Raw genomic sequence first — 15,999 nt, 5'->3', positions numbered from 1 at the left:
ACCTCCACCGGCAGCATCACCGCTCACCGGCCGAGGATCAACCCGCCACCCCGGACAACGGTTCCAGCATCAACCTTCCCGGACACGGCACTAGCAACGCACTCTCTTGCCGCATCCCGCGCTGACCGAACCGGCCAGCGAGAGGCATCGGAAGATCAACTGGCCGCGCCGATCCGAGGCTGGCGGAACGTCCGCTACTGCCGATTCCAGGATGGGGCCCGGTCGGCGCCTGACCGTTGCGGGCATGCGAGGCGGGCCGGGCCGCCTCACATGCCCGGTCGGGGCTATCCCGTGTGGTTTGCCCGGACTGGATCGTGGCTGTCGACGAAGCTCAGGAACCGTGGAATCACCTGCTCGGGATTAGCCCACAGCAGGTCGTGCCCGACACCGGGGTAGATCTGGACCTCAGCTGACGAGATCTGATCGCGGGCGCGAGGGACGGCGACTTCCAAGTCGTTGACCACAGTCTCGGCGCCGAAGAGCACCAGGGTCGGGGCGGTGATCGCCGCCAACTGAGCGTCGGTGAACGGGCGATCCCACGGCGTCGCCATCCGGAACTTCATGGTCGCCATCGCGCCGGCGAACTCCTCGTCGGTGGGCTCATAACCGGGCATCAACCACTTGTTGAGCTTCCTCATCCGTTCGGGGGTGGGCCGCGCGCCCGCCATGAGGAATTTGAACAAAAGGCTCCAGCGGGGTTTGGCGAAGGTCGCCGCGCTCGGTTCCAGCAGGGTCAGACTCGCCAGTCGATCGGAGTGATACACCGCGATCGCTCCAGCCAGCCACGCGCCCAGGGAATTGCCCGCCAAATGGACGCGATCCTCGTCTAGCCCGTCGAGGACATCGTTCATCCACGACACGATGTCTTCCGTGTCCCGCAACGGTGCGGTCTGCACGCACCGCCCTGCCCATCCCATGACATCGGGTGTGTATATGACGTGGTCTCGTGCCAGATCCTCGATGAACCGCGACCAGACCAGGCCGTTGCCGCCGATGCCCGGCAGCAACACGATCGGTGCGCCGCCCCCGTTGCCGGATTTGCGCACCCGTGTCGTCCCGAACGAGGTTTCGACGTCGATAACAGTCGACGGCACCGGCCATTTCGCGGCGATGGTGTCGTAGATGTCGAGGAAGGCTGTCTTCGCTTCCTTGCTGGTGAATCGCCCGATCTTCGGCATCGTCCCTCCCTTTAATCGTCTTTACGATATGACCATATCATCTATTGTGGTATGTGCGTACCACGTAAGCGGATACGTGCGTACCATCTAGGCTGGTGGGTCTGCGACGCGATGAAAGGGAGGCGGCAGGACTCGTGCCACGACTGGTCGACCATGAGCAGCGGAGGCGGCAGATCACCGATGCCGTCCGACGCGTGATCGTCCGCGGTGGGCTGGAAGCGGTGACCTTTCAAAGCGTTGCCGCCGAGGCCGAGATCTCAGTAAGGCTGGTGCAGTACCACTTCGGGACCAAGAAGGACTTTCTGCTGGCCACCCACCGCTCGGTGATGGAGGACGCCGGAGCCCGATTCACCCACCGATGGACTGCACTCGGCGCGGACGCCACGCCCCGTGAAGCCATCCGCGCAGTGTTGACCGAGTTACTTCCCCTGGACGACCAACGCCGCGAAGAAGTGGTTGTGCTTGGGGCATTCGCGTGGGCAGCGATCGGCGGCCAGGGCATCACTGCCGAGGAAACATTCGCTGCGCCACGGGCTTTGGTCACGATCGTCGCCGACCAACTCAGGCGAGCCCAGCCCCACGACTCGTCCGACTCCGGCGTCCCCGACCGCGACGCCGAGGTCATCGCCATGGCAACTGGTGGACTTGCCCACGGCATGCTCCAGGGATACGGCACCGCAGAGTCCGCACTCGGATTGGTCGACCATCTTCTCGACCGCATCCTGGGCGTGAAGGCCGGCTAGCTGAACTCGCTCCTTTGAAGAGCTACGGGAACGCACTCATCTGCCGCATACGGGTCGGTTCGCATCCGCCCAGACCAGCTGAAGATCAACGCCCCGAGATCATCTCGGGGCGTTCGGCGTCCTCGCGAACATCCGCAACTGCCTGTGCCCGCACCGCATTGCACGGACTGGCCCGGCCCGCGCCAGCGGGGCGGCCAAGTTCGCCTGTCGATCTTGAGATCTGCTGGGGTAGAGGGCATTTGAATTAGTAAGGCATGCCTTGGCTTGGCGGAATAGGTCGCCAGACGTCCACGTGGACGCCGCGATCGCACTTCTGGATGGTCTGTGTCATGCTGCGGCTAGCTGGATCCTCCACTGGATGCTGGCTGCTGGAATCTGGTGCACTGCAGAACATTCGGAAGTGTCCAGTTCCATTTGTCGTGTCTACTTCAACACCGAGCGTGCCATCACCGTGGCGTCGGCGACCGTACAACGCGTCCCTGGTGCGCCGCGGGCGAGTCGGCTGGCCGACATCAACTCACCGATCAGAACCTCTGGACCCCGGCGCGCCCATGCTGCGCATTTGTCGTCCAGCAGCTCACAGACGGGCAGTAGCTTAATGCTTCCCGAGGCTGGTCAGCGTGTACCTAATCGAGAACGTGACCGGGGTGGTGCTGCTGGCGCTGATCTTCATCCTGAGCTGGTCAAAACCGACTCGCGAATGGGTCGGACCGAATACTGAAATCGGCTGGCCCGCCAGCAGACGCACTGTTATACCGCCTACCGCGCTTCGATCCGGCGTGGGGACCACGCGGGGGCGGCGCTCGCAAGTAAGGTCGAGTGCTGCATCGGGTACCGATATCGGGAGCGAGTGCTGATGGCAGGAACGCAGCGGTGGTAGCGGACGCTCGGCCCCGACGGCCCGGCGGCGGTGATCTGCATCCGGGCGGCGGTCGGGCTGGTGTTCCTCAGCGAGGAGATCCAGAAGTTCCTCTACCCTCACATGCTGGGCCCGGGCCGCTTCGACAAGATCGGAATACCGGCGGCGACGTTCAGTGCGCCGTAACGCTGGCCCGGGGAGTGCAGCGGTGACAGGGCGATCGGGTCGCCGCCTGACAGTCGCTGAGGCCCTCGTGGTCGCGACCGTGGTGGTCGGCGGGCTGTTCGGATCGCTGCTGGATCGTGCGCTGGTCGCCACGCCCGCGTGGCGGGATCTGGGGGTGGTGGCGTGGGCCGATTACAGTCGGCATGCAGATCTGGGGCCAGGTGAGGTGGTGTACCCGGTCGTCGGGATTCTCTGGTGGGGCCTGGTTTTCGCGGCCGTGATCGCCTGCCGTCGGGATCGGTCGGCATCGCGCGCGGTCCGGGTGCCGTTGTACCTGGCAGTGGTGGCGGTGCTCGGGGCGATCGTCTCAACCGTGATCGCCGCCCCGACGATGCAGCATGTGGGCTCGGTCGCCGACACCGACACCGCCGCGTTGCAGAACGCGTTCGACACGTTCACTGTGTGGGGTGTCTACGCGCGGGGCATCTGCTTCGCTGCCGGATTCCTGTGCAGCGTATGGGCGCTGGTCGTCCTGCTACTCAAACGTCCTCTGCCGGCACCGCACTCCTCGGACGTCGGCACGACCGAATGACACCAGTGGCAATCAGCTTTCGACCAACTGGATGAACACGCTCGATCCGACGTGTATCGGGTGACGATATCGGGAGGCGAGGACCGATGACGCGAACGCAACGGTGGTCGTGGCCGCGGATCTTGGGCGCGGACGGCCCAGCGGCGGTGATCTGCATCCGGGTGGCGGTCGGGCTGGTGTTCCTCAGCGAGGGGATCCAGAAGTTCCTGTACCCTCACATGCTGGGTCCGGGCCGCTTCGACAAGATCGGAATACCGGCGGCGACGTTCTTCGCCAACCTCGACGGTGTCGTCGAAATCGCTTGCGGCGCTATGATCGCCATCGGCCTGCTGACCCGGTTGGCGGCGGTGCCGCTGCTGATCGACATCAGTCTGGCGATTGTGCTGACCAAGCTGCGCGAGCTGCGCCCGGGCGGATTCGGTGGCGTGCAGGGCTTCTGGGGCATGGCCCACGATGCCCGCACCGATTTCGCGATGCTGCTCGGCTTGATCTTCCTGCTGTGGGCCGGCCCTGGCCGCTGGTCACTGGACGCGGTGATCGCACACCGTGCTCAGCTCACTCGCAGCAAGGCCATGAACCCGTAGTCCATGTGCAGACGCTGGTGGCAGTGCAGCAGCGACGCGCCGTTCGCTACGGGGTTACGCGCATCTGCCGCATACCGCGCTGACAGAACCAACCATCGCGCAGTACCAGCGCAACGACCGAGCCCCCACCCGGATCACCGAATGGCGGCTCAGCAGAGTCTCTACCAGCAGCAATACACGCGCTGGCCTACTTCTTCGCAGACGCTGATCCGCTTCGGGGCTCGACCCTGTTGACGTCCAATATCTGCACGTCAAAACGCCCTGTTCGGAGCTCAACACACGTTCCGAAGCCGAATAAACTCTTGACGCGACTCGTCGATCCAACCGCCGCCGGCCCCGCCTTGAGACCGCCCCTACGACTCCATCGCCTCGCTGGCTCTAATGAACTCAAGTGCGCGCTCATGCCGAGTTGAGGGCGTTCGATCCGGCCGCCGACAGCATCAGGGTGTCTCGTGAGCGTTCGTTCGCGAGACGCAAGGTGTGGGCTGTCCGGAACCCTAGTGCGATGTGGAACCTTGGAACCGCGCTTCGATCCGCACTGCGGAGAGAGCCGGTTTCGAAGGCGAAGGCTCCTCAGATCGTGGCAGAAGGTCGGCAATCGACGCCGCGACATGTTCATGTACGCGCGCCTGGCAACGGGACCTCGCCGAGGCGGATCGGGTTTGCGCCGGTTAGACCACGGTTAGACCTCAATGACCGGTTGCCGGCGGTCGCGGGTGATCGTGAACCGATTTCACTGCTGGCACAGTGTTCGATAGGCCCCGGCGGTGCCGGGGTACTCGCCTCGTGGTCGACCTCCACGGCCTCGCTTGTAAAATTAGTCGATACTATGCTTGATCTGCGTTTGTGCGCATAGCCAAGTGGATAAATCCGCTCGAAAACATCTGATGAATCGCTCACCCTCTCTATGAGAGGACCGTCCGATGGGTTTTGCAGAGATGCGCCGGTTCCGGCGTGATCCGTTGGGTTTCCTCGAGAATCTGCGCCGGACCAGCCCGGTAGAGGTGTTCGGGCTGCCGTGGGGCGGGTGGTGTGTCGGCGATACGAGTCTGGCGCTGACGGTGTTGAGTGACCGCGCTTTCAATACGGGGAAGTCCGGGTTCTTCGGTTCTATGCTGCCTTCGCGGTCTGCTCAGGTCGATTTCGGCCGCGCGGTGCGCGCGATTCTGCGGACGCGTACGCCCGAGTATCACGAGTCCCTGGCGGCGGCGGTGATCGAAATGCCCTCCGTCACCCGCTGGCCCGCGGCGGGGGTCGAGCTGGTGTATCGGTGCACCGCGGACGTGTTGCTGCACCCCGATGGTTCTCCCGAGTTGCGGCAGTTACTGGAGCGAAATGCACGCGTGGGCGCGCTTCGCCCGGCCCGAATGGCGCAGCGGGCGCGGGCGCAGCTGCTGCGCGCCAAGCTGTCCACCGCGCTGAACGAGCAGATCCGGGACCGGCGCAGCGCCACCGGCCGCACTGCGGAAGCCGAACCACGGGATCTGCTCGATGCCGTGATCGGTGCCTGTCCCGACGGCGTCGCCGATACAACGGTGGCGCAGCTGTATGTGCTGATGTTCCGGTCCATTGTGGGACCGCTGGGCTACTCGCTCGCGTGGTCGGTGCTGCTGGGCAGTCTCCACTCTCCCGGCTCACCATGGCCTTGGCCCGTCGACTGGGTGGTACGTGAGGCCCTGCGGCACCGGCCAGTCTCCTGGATGGTCAGCCGTCCCGTTCCCTATCCCGGCGAGTTCGGGGGGATCGCCTTCCAGACCGGCGACCTGCTGTCCATCAGCCCCTATCTGCTCCATCACGACAACAAACACTGGACCAGACCAGAGGCATTCCAACCCGACCGCTGGATTCGACCGAGCGAACACGGCCCATTTGTGCCCTTCAGTTCCGGCCCCTTCACCTGCGCCGGCGCCGCGGTCGCCCACGATCTGGTCACCGATGCAGCCACCACCCTCATCGAGAACACCTCTCTGCGCGTCATCGGCGGCGGTGATACCCGCCCGATCGTGACCAATGCCGCGACCCCCAGGCCGTTCACCCTGCGGCGTACCCCACAAGCCCAATCCGCGCCCGACCGAGCCCCAGGAAGGAGGTGACATCATGATCAAGGCATTGCGGTTCATCATCACCAACAAGCCGACCCGTTCCTGGAACCCCGCTGAATACGGATGATTCTGCTACCGGCTGGATGGCTCGACCAACGCCAACCAGCTCTCGGTCATCGGTGGAGCCCCCGATGCATCGCGTTTCCACCGGGGGCTTTGCAGTGAATGAAACGTCCCGAGATCCCCAACCTGTATCTGTATGGCGGGGACTCGGGGCACCGTCGTGGTGGGACAAGATCGTCGACTACGTCGAGGGCGCGGTGTGGCCCAACGCCAAAACCGACACCGCATATCGAGCGGTTTTCAGCTGCTGGCAGCCGTGAAGGCTGAGCCGGGTACCTGGTCGTCGATGGCCTGATCGTGTTGTAGATGACCCGGAAGCGGTGAACCTCCATGTCCAGGGCATCGCCGTCGGCGATCACGTCACGGAACAAGTGCTCGTATTTCAAGGTGCCGAAGAACCGCTCGATCACACCGTTCGGCTGGGGTGATCGCACCCGCGTGCGGACGTGTCGCAGCAGCGGGTCCGGTCCGGCGAACGCGGTCTTGAACACATCACCGCGAAAGTGTCTCGCGTCAAGGAGTTGGCAGGATCTCGATGGCCATGAGGTTTACGCCCCGTCCGTACTGAACGCACCATAATGCCGAATGCAGAGTGTTCAATCGCCACGGATCTGCAGGCGTCGGCGTGAAAACATTTGGTCTTCAACGAGGTTGCCATGATGGAATCCTGCGGTGATGAAGATCCGGCAGTACTCGTACTTCGAGTTGGCCAGCCCTGTCGTGTCAGCGGACGAACTGACAATTCGCCTGGGAGTCGAACCGGATGAGGTCGAGATCAAGGGAACCACGCGTGCACGAGGTCGGGTTCGCGGACTTCATGCTTGGAAGATCGAGGACAGTGTCGATGGCGCGATCGACGATCAGATCGGGCGGCTGATCGACAGGCTCGAGCCCGCTCGTGCCCAGTTGATCTCGATGGCAAGCGATCCCGACATCTGGTCACGTTTGCAGGTTGTGCGCTACTACCACGATCCAGACGGGGTGCACTACGCCCCCGGCGGTGCCCTGATCGATCGGGTGCGCGAGTGGCCTCGCTCGTTGGGGTGGAACCTGTCGGTGCCAACCCTGGCGTTTCTAGCCTCGACCGCGACCAGCCTCGATGTCGACGAGTACGACCTCAGCCCTACCGATGAGGACGCCGGCGAGCGAAGGCCAGGACCGAACATCCTGAACTGCCGCATACCGCGCTGACCGAACCGGCCAGCGCGGGGCGCCGGCGGCCGGATCCCGGTGGGGTGCAGAACGTCCGCTACTGCCGAATTTCGTTCATAGAAGTTCGGCGTGAGGGCACGCGCCGCTTGGTGCGGTCATCTCGGAGGCGGTGCGACCCAACGGCTCTCAGACTGCGGGAAGTAGTCTCCGGAATGCATGCCGATATCGAGGGAGCCGGCCGCGCGGTCAAAATCGCCAAGACCTTCCGCTGGACGTGGAAAGACGAGGACGTCTCGCAATTTTGTGACGCAGCGGGATGGCAGATCGAGCACCAGCGGAAACGCGGCGCCACACTCGTGACGGATCTCCAGATCGACAAGCCGTACTCGTTCGTGGGCCTCGACCGCAGTCTTCTTCAGCAGCAGGGCGGCACGAAAGAGTCGGTGACGCATATCGATTTCAGGATCACCGATAGCCGCATTCCTCCCGGCCAAAGGCGCGCGATACTCGACCAGCTGAATGAGCGGCTGACGGCAGTGCTCGGTACTCCGACCTGGTGGGACGTAGACGGGCAAGCCGCATGGTATCTCCGATGTGTGATCGTCCTCGTCGCGGCCGACGACGACGCCACCTACATCGATCTTGTCAATCCTCTCTATCAGAAATGGCACGACGAGACGGAGGACCGCTAGGACGAATGAGGCAGAAGACGGTCGATTGCACTGCTGCCAGAACCACCGATCAGCAGCCCGCATCTACACGAACCTTATGCCGACGGGGACCAATACGAGGCATCCGCTACTGCCGCTACCCGCGCTGATCGAACCTGCCAGCGTGGGGCGCCGGCGGCCGGATCCCGGTGCGGTGCAGAACGTCCGCTACTGCCGATGACCGTGAAGCAGGTCTGTCGTGACTAACCTCCTCGTAGGAAAGATTGTTTGATGGGGAGCAGCATGAGTACACCAATGGGCCCGGACGTCTGGCGGGGACTGATCGAGCGGATGGTGGTGCAGAAGCAGCGACTGGTGGAAACCAGTGATCTGGAAGAGGACACCCGTCCGAATCCCGGTGCGACAGAAGCGCAGTTGGCTGCCGCCGAGCGGAGGCTCGGTCGGCCCTTGGATGCGCAGTATCGAGAACTGCTGTCGGTAGCCGATGGGTGGGGCAATTTCGATCTGTTCTTCACCTTGCTCGGTTCTGCTGACATCGGTGTCAGTCCTCGCTGGGAGTCAGGTCTGCAGGACGCGCAGATCTGGTTCGATGACGAGGAGTGGGGTGAAGAGATCGGTGCACACAACGACGTTGCCGACTTTCAGCCGCTGGTGACCAGCGACAACGGATACAGCAGCACGGCTTTCTTGTTCGTCGGTGATTCGGATGTGCTTCCTACCGGCGCTGTTATCGAGCTACCGATCGATGAGCCGCCTTATCCGGACCTGCACAGCTATCTCGTCGCCCGGATCGACGAGATCACGAAGTACGGATAGCCACGGGCAACGCACTCAATTGCCGCTGACCGCGCTGACCGAACCGGCTGCGGGCGATCTACCACCGAACCCAGGGTGCCCGGCATGTTCGGTGCCCTGGACTTGCGGACCGGCCAGCTGTACTGAGTTGCGCGACATCGCGGTCGGGTCAACGGTCCGGGGTCCGGATCACCGACCCAACGTTGCTCGACGCGGAACTAGGTTCTGTCTCCCAATGTGGTGAAGCGATCGGCCCCGTGTTCGGGGCCGATGGTGCATCATGTTCGCCGTGGTGTCCGCGATCGGTGATCGATACCGGGTTCTGACCGACAAGCAGTGGGAACTGCTGGAGTTGCTGCTGCCCAAATCCGAAGGCCACGTGGGCCGTAACTTCGCCAACAACCGCCTAGTGGTCGAGGGAATGCTGTATCGGCTGCGGACCAGCCTGCCGTGGCGTGATCTGCCCGAACACTTCGGGCCGTGGCAGACGGTGTGGAAACGCCACCGCCGCTATGCCGCCGACGGCACCTGGGACCGGGTGCTGACCGCGGTGGTGGCGCTGGCTGACACCACCGGTGACCTGGACTGGGTCGTGTCGATCGATTCCACGATCGTGGGGGCTCACCAGCACGCCGGCGGCGCGGGGGCCGATTCGGTGAGCGGGCTATGAACCCGCTGGCCACGCCATCGGGCGTTCCCGCGGCGGGCTGACCACCAAGATTCACCTGGCCGCCGACGGTGCCGGTCGCGGCTTGGCGGTGCTGGTCACACCGGGCCAGACCAACGACTCGCCCCTGCTGCCACCGCTGCTGGACGCGGTGGTGGTGCCACGGCTGGAAGGCGGGCCGCCGCGCCGCAACCCGGACGTCGTCATCGCCGACCGCGCCTACTCGGCGGCATCGAACCGAACCCGGTTGCGGCGCAAGCGCATCCGGACAGTCATTCCGGAGCGCTCCGACCAGGTCGCCAACCGTAAACGCAAAGGCAGCTCCGGTGGGCGGGCACCACGGTTCGACCCCGACCTCTACAAGCGCCGCAACGTCATCGAACGCGCCTTCAACAAGGCCAAGCACTGGCGCGCGGTCACGACCCGATACGACAAGCTCGCAATCACCTACCGTGCCGGATTCGTCCTGGCTCTCATCGTCGAATGGCTCAAATCATTGGGAGACACGACCTAGCGGATCTCCAACTGATAGGTGATCTCGACCCAGAAGCCGCCAGGCTCGTATTCGCCACCGAAGGTGAGGACGTAGTCGCCAGGCGCGAGATCATCGAGACGGACCCACAGACCCCAAGCTTTGGCCTTGAACCGGCCGGTGTGACCGAAGGGACCGCCCGCTGCCGCCGTGATCCGGAATGCCTTGTCGTTGGTCACTGCTCGCACGGGCAGTGGCACTCCGTTCAATGCGGCGTGACCGGACGCCGCGGGCGCCACCGGCACCTCGCCACGCGCGAACAATCCGTCCGGAACCTTCTGGAACATGTTGAAAGCCGGGAAGAAGATCGGCCGACCGTGCGGAATCGTGCAACGCCGCTCGACTCGCCCACCGAAAGTGCCTGCCAGGAACCAGACATCCGTCGGCTGATCGATCGCGGCGAACTCTCCGGTCTCGTCCACTACCGGATTCTTGGCGTTCGGCACCGACATCGCCCACTGCCACCAACGAGCCGCCAGCTCGACGTCGCTACTCGCCATCTCTCTACCCCACACAACACATCGACGCGAAGAAGAGTGCGAGCCACACCGGATCGCACTCTTCCGAAGTGGACCTGAGGAGGGTATATGAACCGACCAGTCTGCGCCGCTCCACGCCACCCCGGGAGACGGTTACAGCATCAACTGTTCCGGACACGGCACCAGCCCCGCGTAGCCAACGCGCTCTTTTGCCGCTGATCGCGCTGACCGGACCGGCCGACGCTGGGCATCGGAAGATCAACTGGCCGTACGGGTCCGACGCTGGCGGAACGTCCGCTACTGCCGATGTGAGTGCTGTTGGACTGGCAGACGGAACCAGCTGGTGATCGGTTCATCTGAAGGCTGCGATGTGGCGTGCTGCCCAGTCGGCGAAGGGGCGGGGTGGGCGGGCGAGGAGACGTTCGACATCTGGACTGACGGATCGCTCGGCGGTGGTGGGTGTTCCCAGAGCGTCGAGAGTGGCCTCGACTACCGGCTCCGGCATGTATCCGAGCATCTGGGTCCGTGCCTGCTCACGGCTCTGTTCCAGGAATCGCACCGGCTCGCCGAGCGCGTCTCCGATCGCTGCGGCTTGTTGCCGGGGCGAGATCGGTTCCGGACCGGTCAGGGTATAGATCGCACCCTCGTGACCCGGCTCGCGTAGCGCGACCGCAGCGACCTCGGCGATGTCGACGGGGTCGATGGCCGGCACCGCGACATCGCCGAAGGGCGCCACGACCATTCGCTCCCCGCGAACCGAATCCGCCCACTGCAGCGCATTGGAGTCGAAGTTGCCCGGGCGCAGCATGGTCCATTCCACATCTGACTGCCGCACAGCATCTTCCAGGTGTGAGGAGTGACGCTTGGTACCCACTCCGTGGGATGACAGCAATACGACCCGTCGAACGCCGGCCTTCCGTGTGACCTTCATGAGTTGACCGAGATCGCCGTTCACCATGAAGTCAGGGGCGGTCAGCACGAACAATGCGTCTGCGCCGCGGAGCGCGGGCTCGAGGCTTTCCGGCTCGGCCAGATCGGCTCGGACGGAACGAACTCCGGCTGGTGCTTCGGCCGCTCGGCGCGATACGGCGGTCACTGGTGCGCCTGCGTTCACGAGGGCCTGTACGAGCGGCCCTCCAACGTTTCCGGTGGCTCCGGTCACCACGATCATCTTCGTCTCCTGTCACTCGATGGTTCCCGGGACGTTACTGTCGGAAAGTCAGTAGGTACCTACAGGAAAGCGACCCTGAAGTGATCGAGATCACGGAAGATTTGCCTCCGGAGCTGGCCTGTCCGATCGCTCCGGTGGTCGATGTCGTCTTCAGCCGGTGGACCACACCAATTCTGTGGACGCTGAACACCTTTGGGCGGCAACGGTTCGTGGAGCTGGAACGCCGCATCACCACGATCACGTCCAAGGTGCTGACCCAGCGGCTGCGCCAACTCGAACGTGACGGGCTCGTCGAACGCACCTATTACCCCGAGGTCCCACCACGGGTGGAATACGAGATCACCGAATTGGGGCGCAGCCTCGCACCCCTGTTCGCTGCGCTCGTCGAATGGTCGGTCAACCTCGACAAGGTCGAACAGGCCCGCGGCGAATACGACGCGCGCGTGCCCACACCCCGCCGCCGGAGCTGACCGACAAGACGCCGCGGGCGCACCTGCGCGCGTTCTGCGACTCCAGTCCGCACGAGCTCGCCCTCTGTGTCCACGACATGCGCAAGTCCAGAGAAGAGGGCGGCGCATTGGTTGCCCTGTGGGAGGGTGCCGTGGACCAGCACGAGATCACCGTGCAGCGGGTCGAAGTCCGGCCTGTCGTCTGCTGACAGATCCGATCTACCATCCACCGGCACGCGAGGGTTTCGGCCACAGCGATATGGTCCCGTTGCGGCCGTAACTTCGTGAGATCCGCTGATGCACGGCTGGATTCGCGCGCGGGCACTTGGCGACAGGGGTTACGTGGCGGGGTCCGCCAGCTGCCGATAGAGCCGCTCCAGCTTCGCCGCGTTCTCGGCGTCCTGTCGATCGAATCCGATTCCCGCCTCGCCGATCTCCTGCGAAAGGAGCTCGAGCCAGTCCGCGATGGCCGTGTGTTGCGCGGGGCGCAGGCCGCGCAGCGTGGTCTCGTCGTCGCGTCGCGCACTGTCGAGATAGATGTTGAGGTGAACCCAGAGTTCGAAGTCGTAGGGTTGGATCAGCATCAGCTCGAGAACCGCCGGGAGGTAGTACTCGACGGCCCGTGCGGTCATGTACGTGAAATCTTCCATGTGCAGGCCGGGCAGAAAGCTCGAGCGGTCGATATCCGCCCGCGAGCGGCCATGAAAATGTGCAATGACATACGGCGCGTCGATGCTCGGCGGTGCAAGCTCGCCCTCGGTGAGTGGACGCGAGGCGCCCGCGAATGCGCGCTCGATCTGGTGCGTGACCGCATTACGACTCCTCATTTGCCGCCCAAAGCCTCTCTCACCGAAAAACGTACTGCCACTGGACAATCGAATCTCCGACGATACCGTGGAACGACTCGCCGACCGTCTCAAATTCCCCGGACACACTCGGACAGCCCGACAGCACCACATTCCGGACCCGTACGTTTCCGGTGACCAGCGGGAAATTGCCACTGGCCGAGTCCCACCAGGCGATATTGCCCGTCCCAGTCAGATCGCCGTCCACGTTGTACCGCACCCAGTCATCGTCGGACTCCGGCTCCATAGTTCCCTCGACGCTCAGGCCGCCCTCGTAGAGGCGGATCTCCTGCTCGGAGGCGAGGTCCTGGTATGGATGCTGGACGTCGACGGAAACCCCGAATCGCTGTTCGGCTTCGCTTACGGTGATGATGCGGAAGTCCATCAGCGACGTCATGGCAGACACGTCTCGAAATGACAAGGGGTGGAGACAATCTCGGCGAAATATCGCCTGTCGCAGCAGTTGTGGTGAAGGTATGTCGGCCGACCTGGAAGGTTGGTCGTCGACGTTGTCCCCGGTCAGCGCATCGGTAAGCCTGGCGGCACCGTCGACTGGCTCGCCCCTGATGATACTGCTCGACTACGCGCACCCTGGCGAATCCATGACCGCGGGCATCATCTTGCTGTGCCGGAAACGAGTTTGCACGCAAAACCGCGCCGGCGGGACCGCTCCGCTTGTGCCGGTGAGCGGTGATCGGCAGCGGTCGAGAGGGTACCTCGTCGAAACCCTTTGTACAGCAGCGGATTCACAGATGGCCAAAGACGAACTCCGGCCCAGGGAAAGGCTGGTCGACCGACGGCGATCGATCGATGCGGCAGTATATTCGGCCGGTGACAAGTATCGAATTGGCTGATCGCAACCTCCGACTCGCGCTGCTCGATGAGACATACACCGATCGCGTCGGTGACTACTACTGGCTGTCCTCCCTGCTGGAGGAATACAGCGCCTACCAGACTTCGGCGGGCGGCCCGGCTTGGCACGACCTCCACCAGCGCCTCGGAATCGACCACCTGCCACAGTTCGAGGAGTTCCTGCTCACACTTCCACTGACGTCCGAGGACTTGGCGCAGGTGACGAATCTGTGCTTGGACGGCGATCGTGAGATCTATCAGCTCTACCCCGGGTGGTGGCACTTCGGACGGCACTTCTCGATCACGAGTCTGGACGGGATCGGTCAGTGCACCGAACTCATCGATCTCGACCTCAACTCGATCGTCGAAGCGTGCAGTCTCGCTCCACTCGCCCCGCTGACCAGGTTGCGGAACCTCAGAGTGGATGCGTTAGACCAGCATTGCGACCTCGATGCGATCGTCGCTCTTCCCGCCTTGAGAGAGCTCGTGGTGGTCAACAAGACCATCGCAGATGCCGATGACGAGTGGTCTCGTGTCATGAGCGCTCTGCGTGCGCGTGGGGTATCGGTGCGCGGCTGGTGATTCGGAGCCCGAACGCTCTATCGAGCCGCAGGGCCTCGGCTGGCCCGAGCGGGTGGTGCCATCGGTCCTTGCGAACCCGGAGATGCCATGGCAACGCCCGCATTCGATCTCAATCCTCCGGTCACGCACATTATCCACACCGTGGGCCCGGTATGGGAGGGCGGGGATTACGACGAGGCCGAGATCTTGCAATCCTGCTACCGCCGCTGCCTCGCTGATCGGCTTGTGCGTAACGCCGGATAGCCCGTGAGTATGTCGCGATAGAGCCCTCGACATCAGTCCGCACGCCGTCGTCCGGCTCGAGTAGAGGCAGCTCGCGAGCGGCGAGCTCATTGGCGGCCTGCAAGACCGCGTCAAGGACCTGCCCGGCGTCCGCATCGACAATCGTGACGCGGCGGGCGCGAACAGTCATCCGCCGTTTCATGAGAGTGAAGTTGAGCGAGAAACCCGAGGACATTCCCATGTAGTGGAATCCGCCGCGTCCTCGTTCGACCAGCGCGCTCAGCTCGTCGAGCAACATCACGACCGACGGGAATATCATCATGGATCCCATGCCGTCGTCCGCGGACGAGGCGCAGCCCAGCTCACCGACGACTTCCATGTCGCCGAAGTCGAACCCGGTCGGCCCCAGGTCATCGGGGTCGTCCTCGTGGCGGGAGAACTCGAAGATGATCACTTGCGCCTCCGCTCCAGAAAATCAGTCTGCGCCAACCTTTTTCGCCAGATTCTCTGCGAGTGGATAGCGCTTTTCCGGGGGCAGCAGATCCTTGGCGCGATCGACCCGCCCCTCGCGCAGATTGGCGGAGATCTTGTGCGTCAGGGTGGTGAGGTCGCGGATCTCCACGATCCAGTCGTCGACGTAGCGCTGAATGATGGTGCGCGACAGGCCGACCTGAATGCTCCTGTGGTCGAGCTTCACATTGCGGATCGAATACTCCGGATCCCACTGCACTCGCACGACCGCATTCTCGAACTGCTCCCGCCACTGCGCGGCATCGGCGTACACCCGCCGCTCCGGACTGGTCAGCACCGCGCGACCGAGCGCCTCCTCCCATCCAGTACGGGTGATCCGAACGGCGAGTATGCGTTCCTGCCCGGGGCTGCGGGCCCAGTTGCTGCGATGCATGAGCCACCGATAGGACGGTTTGATCCAGGTCATCCGGTTGAGTGAGAAGGGCTCGATGAACCGCTGCGCGCCGACGGCCGCGGTGGCGATGGCGTCGTTGAACGCCTGATAGACGACGATGGTGTCACGGTCGAAGTCGGCGCGGATCTCGTACTGATTCATAACGCGCGCAACAGTAATGTCGAACGGGAACGGTCACCAGTGAGTTTCCAGCCGGCACCCTCGACTATGACGGACCGAGGTCTCATGGCGCCCCTTAGGTCAAGACGTGGATGTGGTCGCGGGGTTAGCCTTGGAGACGGGTCCGGGGTGTGGCTTGTCCGAAGGGCCGGTGTGCGGGTTGGAACCGGTCGCGTTGGAGTGAGTAGTCGTTCCCGATTGCCCTCCCGGGC

19 protein-coding genes and 1 pseudogene are annotated in these 15,999 nt (G+C 63.8%); 13 read left to right on the top strand and 7 right to left on the bottom strand.

Annotated elements, in window-relative coordinates; genetic code table 11:
• Window positions 1-284: 284 nt before the first annotated feature.
• Window positions 285-1,178, bottom strand: coding sequence for an alpha/beta fold hydrolase (locus tag ACFYTS_RS36360; protein WP_387309736.1), 894 nt, complete (start codon window positions 1,176-1,178; stop codon window positions 285-287).
• 95 nt (window positions 1,179-1,273) lie between these two features.
• Here ACFYTS_RS36360 and ACFYTS_RS36355 point away from each other — a divergent pair, with 95 nt between their 5' ends.
• From ACFYTS_RS36355 to ACFYTS_RS36335, 5 genes and pseudogenes are all read left to right on the top strand, one after another.
• Window positions 1,274-1,921 carry a TetR/AcrR family transcriptional regulator gene (locus tag ACFYTS_RS36355; RefSeq protein ID WP_387309735.1) on the top strand — a complete coding sequence of 216 codons (648 nt, stop codon included), beginning with the start codon at window positions 1,274-1,276 and terminating at the stop codon, window positions 1,919-1,921.
• A 910-nt stretch (window positions 1,922-2,831) separates the two neighbouring features.
• Window positions 2,832-2,960, top strand: a pseudogene (locus ACFYTS_RS36350) (DoxX family protein); the annotation flags it as partial.
• A gap of 73 nt (window positions 2,961-3,033) precedes the next feature.
• A complete protein-coding gene (locus ACFYTS_RS36345; protein WP_387309734.1) occupies window positions 3,034-3,537 on the top strand; it encodes a hypothetical protein in 504 nt (167 codons plus the stop codon).
• Window positions 3,538-3,659: 122 nt separating this feature from the next.
• A complete protein-coding gene (locus ACFYTS_RS36340) occupies window positions 3,660-4,121 on the top strand; it encodes a DoxX family protein (protein ID WP_387309737.1) in 462 nt (153 codons plus the stop codon).
• Between the two features lie 923 nt (window positions 4,122-5,044).
• A complete protein-coding gene (locus tag ACFYTS_RS36335) occupies window positions 5,045-6,214 on the top strand; it encodes a cytochrome P450 (RefSeq protein ID WP_387309733.1) in 1,170 nt (389 codons plus the stop codon).
• 122 nt (window positions 6,215-6,336) lie between these two features.
• Here the strand turns inward: ACFYTS_RS36335 and ACFYTS_RS36330 are convergent, their stop codons facing one another.
• Window positions 6,337-6,777, bottom strand: a complete 441-nt coding sequence (locus tag ACFYTS_RS36330; RefSeq protein WP_387309732.1) for an integrase core domain-containing protein — start codon at window positions 6,775-6,777, stop codon at window positions 6,337-6,339.
• Between the two features lie 184 nt (window positions 6,778-6,961).
• On the opposite strand from ACFYTS_RS36330, the gene ACFYTS_RS36325 reads away from it, so the two are divergent.
• The 4 genes from ACFYTS_RS36325 to ACFYTS_RS36310 all read left to right on the top strand — a co-directional run bounded on the left by ACFYTS_RS36325 (window position 6,962) and on the right by ACFYTS_RS36310 (window position 10,085).
• A complete protein-coding gene (locus ACFYTS_RS36325; RefSeq protein ID WP_387309731.1) occupies window positions 6,962-7,477 on the top strand; it encodes a DUF4279 domain-containing protein in 516 nt (171 codons plus the stop codon).
• Between the two features lie 173 nt (window positions 7,478-7,650).
• Window positions 7,651-8,130, top strand: a complete 480-nt coding sequence (locus ACFYTS_RS36320) for a DUF6301 family protein (RefSeq protein WP_387309730.1) — start codon at window positions 7,651-7,653, stop codon at window positions 8,128-8,130.
• Between the two features lie 261 nt (window positions 8,131-8,391).
• Window positions 8,392-8,925, top strand: a complete 534-nt coding sequence (locus ACFYTS_RS36315) for a hypothetical protein (RefSeq protein WP_387309729.1) — start codon at window positions 8,392-8,394, stop codon at window positions 8,923-8,925.
• A 259-nt stretch (window positions 8,926-9,184) separates the two neighbouring features.
• Window positions 9,185-10,085 (top strand): IS5 family transposase gene (locus tag ACFYTS_RS36310; RefSeq protein WP_387309728.1). Its coding sequence is split into 2 segments (ribosomal slippage): window positions 9,185-9,567 and window positions 9,566-10,085, totalling 903 coding nucleotides; the frame shifts between segments, so codons are not numbered across the junction.
• On the opposite strand, the gene ACFYTS_RS36305 is transcribed toward ACFYTS_RS36310, so the two are convergent.
• Both ACFYTS_RS36305 and ACFYTS_RS36300 read right to left on the bottom strand, forming a co-directional pair.
• Window positions 10,082-10,603 carry a hypothetical protein gene (locus tag ACFYTS_RS36305; RefSeq protein ID WP_357289628.1) on the bottom strand — a complete coding sequence of 174 codons (522 nt, stop codon included), beginning with the start codon at window positions 10,601-10,603 and terminating at the stop codon, window positions 10,082-10,084. The genes ACFYTS_RS36310 and ACFYTS_RS36305 overlap by 4 nt on opposite strands.
• Before the next feature lie 331 nt (window positions 10,604-10,934).
• Window positions 10,935-11,753, bottom strand: coding sequence for an NAD(P)H-binding protein (locus ACFYTS_RS36300; RefSeq protein ID WP_387309727.1), 819 nt, complete (start codon window positions 11,751-11,753; stop codon window positions 10,935-10,937).
• Window positions 11,754-11,833: 80 nt separating this feature from the next.
• On the opposite strand from ACFYTS_RS36300, the gene ACFYTS_RS36295 reads away from it, so the two are divergent.
• On the top strand, window positions 11,834-12,223 hold the full coding sequence (locus ACFYTS_RS36295; protein ID WP_357289623.1) for a helix-turn-helix domain-containing protein: 390 nt from the start codon (window positions 11,834-11,836) through the stop codon (window positions 12,221-12,223).
• A gap of 317 nt (window positions 12,224-12,540) precedes the next feature.
• Here the strand turns inward: ACFYTS_RS36295 and ACFYTS_RS36290 are convergent, their stop codons facing one another.
• On the bottom strand, window positions 12,541-13,077 hold the full coding sequence (locus ACFYTS_RS36290) for a hypothetical protein (protein ID WP_387309726.1): 537 nt from the start codon (window positions 13,075-13,077) through the stop codon (window positions 12,541-12,543).
• Complete coding sequence (locus ACFYTS_RS36285) at window positions 13,049-13,444, bottom strand: hypothetical protein (protein WP_387309725.1); 396 nt, start codon at window positions 13,442-13,444, stop codon at window positions 13,049-13,051. Before ACFYTS_RS36285 ends, ACFYTS_RS36290 begins: the two co-directional genes overlap by 29 nt.
• Before the next feature lie 79 nt (window positions 13,445-13,523).
• Here ACFYTS_RS36285 and ACFYTS_RS36280 point away from each other — a divergent pair, with 79 nt between their 5' ends.
• From ACFYTS_RS36280 to ACFYTS_RS36270, 3 genes are read left to right on the top strand one after another with little or no spacing between them, the layout of a single operon-like run.
• Entirely contained in the window at window positions 13,524-13,901 is a 378-nt protein-coding gene (locus ACFYTS_RS36280; RefSeq protein ID WP_387309724.1) for a hypothetical protein, read from the top strand.
• Complete coding sequence (locus ACFYTS_RS36275) at window positions 13,879-14,481, top strand: DUF6892 domain-containing protein (RefSeq protein ID WP_357289617.1); 603 nt, start codon at window positions 13,879-13,881, stop codon at window positions 14,479-14,481. Before ACFYTS_RS36280 ends, ACFYTS_RS36275 begins: the two co-directional genes overlap by 23 nt.
• 39 nt (window positions 14,482-14,520) lie before the next feature.
• On the top strand, window positions 14,521-14,724 hold the full coding sequence (locus ACFYTS_RS36270; RefSeq protein ID WP_357289630.1) for a macro domain-containing protein: 204 nt from the start codon (window positions 14,521-14,523) through the stop codon (window positions 14,722-14,724).
• A gap of 454 nt (window positions 14,725-15,178) precedes the next feature.
• Here the strand turns inward: ACFYTS_RS36270 and ACFYTS_RS36265 are convergent, their stop codons facing one another.
• A complete protein-coding gene (locus tag ACFYTS_RS36265; protein WP_357289615.1) occupies window positions 15,179-15,769 on the bottom strand; it encodes a DUF4291 domain-containing protein in 591 nt (196 codons plus the stop codon).
• Between the last annotated feature and the right edge of the window lie 230 nt (window positions 15,770-15,999).

Origin of the sequence: Nocardia sp. NPDC004151 (assembly GCF_042874235.1) — a bacterium.
Lineage (GTDB): Bacteria > Actinomycetota > Actinomycetes > Mycobacteriales > Mycobacteriaceae > Nocardia.
This window is presented reverse-complemented; position numbering and strand designations above follow the sequence as displayed.